The organism is Arthrobacter sp. SPT-J7, from assembly GCF_059089965.1.
Genome location: NZ_JBNHFF010000269.1, coordinates 1 through 4,016, shown reverse-complemented (window position 1 = coordinate 4,016; position 4,016 = coordinate 1). Strand labels below are relative to the sequence as shown.

At 65.0% G+C, this 4,016-nt stretch carries 4 protein-coding genes; all 4 read right to left on the bottom strand.

The window, feature by feature from the left end; translation table 11 throughout:
• Positions 1-291 (bottom strand): glycerate kinase (locus AC5RWX_RS31090; RefSeq protein ID WP_494100051.1); only part of this gene is annotated, 291 nt, incomplete at its 3' end.
• A 22-nt stretch (positions 292-313) separates the two neighbouring features.
• Positions 314-2,092, bottom strand: a complete 1,779-nt coding sequence (gene gcl, locus AC5RWX_RS31085; protein WP_494100050.1) for a glyoxylate carboligase — start codon at positions 2,090-2,092, stop codon at positions 314-316.
• A 144-nt stretch (positions 2,093-2,236) separates the two neighbouring features.
• The gene (locus AC5RWX_RS31080; protein WP_494100049.1) at positions 2,237-3,115 is read right to left on the bottom strand and encodes a 2-hydroxy-3-oxopropionate reductase; all 879 of its coding nucleotides are present in this window, start codon (positions 3,113-3,115) and stop codon (positions 2,237-2,239) included.
• 53 nt (positions 3,116-3,168) lie between these two features.
• The gene (locus AC5RWX_RS31075) at positions 3,169-3,969 is read right to left on the bottom strand and encodes a hydroxypyruvate isomerase family protein (protein WP_494100048.1); all 801 of its coding nucleotides are present in this window, start codon (positions 3,967-3,969) and stop codon (positions 3,169-3,171) included.
• Positions 3,970-4,016: the final 47 nt, after the last annotated feature.

The following is a 4,016-nucleotide window of genomic DNA, read 5'->3' as shown; positions in this document are numbered from 1 at the left end:
CTGCAGGGCCAAACCCGAGGCCGCCGCCATTTCGATGACCGCTTCGTTGCCCCGGACAGCGAACTCGGCCGTTACCGGTTCGCCTGTTGGGCCGGCCACCACCGCGCTGCGGCGGGTGAAGCCGGAGCCGACGGCGGCGTCGAGGGTTCCCTCGCCGCCGTCGGCTACGGGAATCCGGACCACGTCAAGGTTCCCTCCAACCCCGCGCTGCAGGCCCTTTTCCAAGTGCGTGCAGACCTCCGGGGCGGACAGGGACCCCTTGAACTTGTCCGGGGCGATGACGATGCGCATGGGAGTGTGTGTCTTTCCTGGTCTAGGCCTGCAGCGCCAGGATGGCGGTGGGGGCGTCGGCAGCGGTCTCGGCCAGTTCCTCAAACTCGTTCACGGCGTTGATTTCCACGCCCATGGAGATGTTGGTGATCTTTTCCAGGATCACTTCCACCACCACGGGCACCTGGAACTCGCCCATCAGTGCCTTGGCCTTGTCGAACGCGGCGGCGAGGTCGTTGGGGTCCTCCACACGGACGGCCTTGCAGCCCAGGCCCTCGGCCACCTTCAGGTGGTCCACGCCGTAGCCGTTGGTCTCGGGCGAGTTGATGTTGTCGAACGCCAGGGACACGTTCTGCTCCATCTTGAAGCCACGCTGGGACTGGCGGATCAGGCCCAGGTAGGAGTTGTTCACCACCACGTGAATGTACGGAAGGTTGAACTGTGCGCCCACGGCCAGTTCCTCGATCATGAACTGGAAGTCGTAGTCGCCGGAGAGGGCGACCACGGTCTCGTCCGGCTTGCCGCGCACGACGCCGAGCGCCGCCGGAGCGGTCCAGCCCAGCGGACCTGCCTGGCCGGCATTGATCCACTTGCGGGGGCCAAACACGTGCAGCATCTGGGCGCCGGCGATCTGGGACAGGCCGATGGTGGACACGTAGATGGTGTCGCGGCCGAAGGCCTTGTTCATCTCCTCGTACACGCGCTGCGGCTTGATGGGGATGTTCGCAAAATGCGTCTTGCGGTGCAGCGAGGCCTTTCGCTCCTGGCACTCGGCAACCCAGGCGCTGTAATCCGGTAGGGACCCTGCGGCCTTGCGCTCGCGGGCGAGTTCAACAAGCCCGCCCAGCGCCGCACCGGCGTCGGACGCGATGCCCAGGTCGGGCGAGAACACCCGGCCGATCTGTGTGGGCTCGATGTCGATGTGCACGAACTTTCGGCCGGCCGTGTACGTCTCCAGGCCGCCGGTGTGGCGGTTGGCCCAGCGGTTGCCGATGCCGATGACGAAGTCACTCTGGAGGTAGTTTTCGTTGCCGTAGCGGTGTGAGGTCTGCAGGCCCACCATGCCGGCCATGAGCTGGTGGTCGTCCGGGATGGTGCCCCAGCCCATCAGGGTGGGGATCACCGGTACGTTCAGGACCTCTGCCAGCTCCACCAGCTGCGCGGAGGCGCCGGCGTTGATGATGCCGCCACCGGCCACGATCAGCGGGTGCCGGGAAGCGGTGAGCATGTCCAGGGCCTTTTCCAGTTGCTTGCGGGAGGCCTTGGGCTTTTCGACGGGCAGGGGCTCGTAGGTATCGATGTCGAATTCGATCTCGGCCAGCTGCACGTCGATGGGCAGGTCCAGCAGGACGGGGCCGGGGCGGCCGGATCGCATCAGCTGGAAGGCCTTCTGGAAGGCGCCGGGAACCTGGCCGGGCTCCAGGATGGTCATGGCCATCTTGGTGACGGGCTTGGCGATGGACTCGATGTCCACGGCCTGGAAGTCTTCCTTGTGCAACTTCGCAACGGGAGCCTGGCCGGTGATGCAGAGCATCGGGATTGAGTCGGCCCAGGCGGCGTAAAGGCCGGTGATCATGTCTGTGCCGGCGGGGCCGGAGGTGCCGATGCAGATGCCGATGTTGCCGTCCTTGGCGCGGCTGAAGCCATCGGCCATGTGGCTGGCACCTTCAACGTGGCGGGCCAGGGTGTGGCGGATGCCGCCGTGGGCCCGCATTGCTGAATAGAAGGGATTGATCGCGGCGCCTGGCAGGCCGAACGCCTCGATGGCGCCTTCCTTTTCCAGGATGGCCACCGCCGCATCAACGGTACGCATTTTGCTCATGGGGTGCTCCTACTTAAGTCTGTGGGGGAAGTCTGTTTTTGGGTGTGCTGAAAGGAGTTTTTGTCCAGATATGCAGACTTGGAAAACGTGGGAGCCGGCTTATCTGGACAAAAACTTGTGTGCGGCGCGGCTGTGGCGCCGGGATTACTCGCGGCCGCTGAGCTGGAGGACCTGCTTGAAGAGTCCGGAGTGGTCCAGTGCGCCGTCGCCCTGGTTGACGGTGGCGGCGACGAGCTGTGCGACGACGGCGCCGAGGGGGACGGCGACGTTGGCTTCACGGGCAGCGGAGGTGACGATGCCCAGGTCCTTGTGGTGGAGGGCGAGGCGGAAACCGGGGTCGAAGTTGCGGTCGAGCATCTTCTGGCCCTTTTGGTCCAGGACCTTGGAGCCGGCCAGGCCGCCGCCGAGGACCTTGAGGGCGGCATCGGTGTCCACGCCGTAGGCCTCGAGGAAGGCAATGGCCTCGCCGAGGACTTCGATGTTGACGGCGACGATGAGCTGGTTGGCTGCCTTGACGGTCTGGCCGGAGCCGGAGGGGCCGACATGGACGATGGTTTTGCCGACGGCGTTCAGGACGTCCGAGGCTGCGTCGAAGTCTTCCTTCTCGCCGCCGACCATGATGGAAAGTGCGGCGTCGATGGCGCCCTGTTCGCCACCACTGACCGGTGCGTCGAGGGGGCGGATGCCGGCTTCGCGGGCTTCGTCCGAGAGTCGCTTGGCCACGTCGGGACGAATGCTGGAAGCGTCGATCCACAAGGTGCCCTGCTTCGCGTTGGCGAAGACGCCTTCTTCGCCGCTGACCACTCCCTCAACATCGGGGGAGTCCGGCACCATGGTGATGACGACGTCGGCGTCCTTGACGGCGTCAGCGATGCTGGTGGCGCCCTTGCCGCCTTCGGAGACGAGCTTGTCGATCTTGTCCTGGCTGCGGTTGAAGCCGGTGACCGTGTGGCCGGCCTTGACCAGGTTGATGGCCATGGGCAGGCCCATGATTCCGAGTCCGATGACTGCAACGTTGCTCATGATGGTTCTCTTTCTGGAAGTCTGTGGTGGTGCGGTGGCGGAGCTTGTTGGAATTACGCGGTGGCCGGTTGGCGGATGGCCCAGCTGAAGGCGGTTTCCTGCGGTTCCTTGTATTCGAGGCCGATGTAGCCTTCGTAGCCGAGTTCGCGGCTACGGGCGATCCACTCGCCCAGCGGGAGGGTGCCAGTGCCGGGGGCGCCGCGGCCGGGGTTGTCGGCTATCTGGATGTGGCCGAAGTCTTTGGCGTGGTTTTCGATGACGGATTCGACGTCGTCGCCGTTGACTGCGAGGTGGTAGAAGTCGGCGAGGAGCTTGATGTTGCCGACGCCGGCCTCCGACTTCACGCGGGCGATGACCTTGAGTGCGTCCTCGGCGGTGAGGAGCGGATACCTGGGTGCGCCGCTGACGGGCTCGAGGAGGACGGTTCCGCCGATCCTGGCGACGCCTACTGCAGCTGCGGCGAGGTTTTTGACGGCCAGTTCGTCCTGCTCTTCGGGGGTGAATTCGTCCTGCCTGTTGCCGTAAAGGGCGTTGAAGGCCTTGCAGCCAAGGCGCTCGCCGATGCCCGCGACAACGTCAATGTTGTCCTTGAACTCGGAGCAGCGTCCCTTCCAGGAGACGAGGCCGCGGTCACCGCCGGGCATGTTGCCGGCGTTGAAGTTCAGGCCCGTGAGCTGGACGCCGGCATCCTTGATGGCGTTCTCGAATTCGGTGACCTGGGCGTCGGCGGGGACGGAGCTTTCGAAGGGCCACCAGAACTCGACAGCGTCAAAGCCTGCTGCCTTGGCTGCGGCGGGGCGCTCGAGCAGGGGCAGCTCCGTGAGGAGGATGGAGCAGTTCACTGTGTACGTCATTGTAGGTCCTTCCAAGGAGGGCTTTGATCTATCTTCCCTTGCTCACC